Origin of the sequence: Limnohabitans sp. T6-5 (genome assembly GCF_003063315.1) — a bacterium.
Classification (GTDB): domain Bacteria; phylum Pseudomonadota; class Gammaproteobacteria; order Burkholderiales; family Burkholderiaceae_C; genus Limnohabitans_A.
This window is the reverse complement of sequence record NZ_NERV01000007.1, coordinates 1-1,392: the sequence shown is the minus strand read 5'-3', so window position 1 is coordinate 1,392 and position 1,392 is coordinate 1. Positions and strand designations below refer to the sequence as shown.

At 57.8% G+C, this 1,392-nt stretch carries 1 protein-coding gene; it reads right to left on the bottom strand.

The window, feature by feature from the left end; all coding sequences use genetic code 11:
* On the bottom strand, window positions 1–1,392 hold a 1,392-nt coding region (locus B9Z51_RS18495), incomplete at both ends, for a hypothetical protein (protein ID WP_158272924.1).

The window sequence follows — 1,392 nt, the reverse complement described above, 5'->3', positions numbered from 1 at the left end:
TAGCGGTTTGGTTGTAGCTGCCTGCTTTGAGGTTACCGCTGGTGCTGATGTTGGCGCTGCTGTTTGCGTCGACGATGGATGCGACAGACGTGACTTTGTCTTTGCTGCCGACTGCGCCTTGCACGTTAGTGAAACTCACAGCACCTGCATCAGCCGCAGTGGCGTAAGTGGTGGTGACGCCAGCAATCGCAGCGCCGGTCAAAGCCAGCTTGTTGACCACGTAGTTATTGTCAGTGGTCGTGATGCCCGTAAAGCTGTAGTTGGCGGCATCGTCGCCGCTGATGGCGGTGGCAGTCTGGTTATAGCTGCCTGCTTTGAGGTTACCGCTGGTGCTGATGTTGGCGCTGCTGTTTGCGTCGACGATGGATGCGACAGACGTGACTTTGTCTTTGCTGCCGACTGCGCCTTGCACGTTCGTGAAACTCACAGCACCTGCATCGGCTGCAGTGGCGTAAGTGGTGGTGACGCCAGCAATCGCTGCACCGGTCAAAGCCAGCTTGTTGACCACGTAGTTATTGTCGGTGGTCGTGATGCCCGCAAAGCTGTAGTTGGCGGCATCGTCACCGCTGATGGCGGTGGCGGTTTGCTTGTAGCTGCCAGCTTTGAGGTTGCCGCTGGTGCTGATGTTGGCGCTGCTGTTTGCGTCGACGATGGATGCGACAGACGTGACTTTGTCTTTGCTGCCGACTGCGCCTTGCACGTTCGTGAAACTCACTGCACCTGCATCGGCCGCAGTGGCGTAAGTGGTGGTGACGCCTGCAATCGCAGCGCCGGTCAAAGCCAGCTTGTTGACCACGTAGTTATTGTCGGTGGTCGTGATGCCCGCAAAGCTGTAGTTGCTGGCATCGTCGCCGCTGATGGCGGTAGCGGTTTGCTTGTAGCTGCCAGCTTTGAGGTTACCGCTGGTGCTGATGTTGGCGCTGCTGTTTGCGTCGACGATGGATGCGACAGACGTGACTATGTCTTTGCTGCCGACCGCGCCTTGCACGTTCGTGAAACTCACAGCACCTGCATCAGCCGCTGTGGCGTAAGTGGTGGTGACGCCTGCAATCGCAGCGCCGGTCAAAGCCAGCTTGTTGACCACGTAGTTATTGTCAGTGGTCGTGATGCCCGCAAAGCTGTAGTTGGCGGCATCGTCGCCGCTGATGACTGTAGCGGTTTGGTTGTAGCTGCCTGCTTTGAGGTTACCGCTGGTGCTGATGTTGGCGCTGCTGTTTGCGTCGACGATGGATGCGACAGACGTGACTTTGTCTTTGCTGCCGACCGCGCCTTGCACGTTCGTGAAACTCACAGCACCTGCATCAGCCGCTGTGGCGTAAGTGGTGGTGACGCCTGCAATCGCAGCGCCGGTCAAAGCCAGCTTGTTGACCACGTAGTTATTGTCAGTGGTCG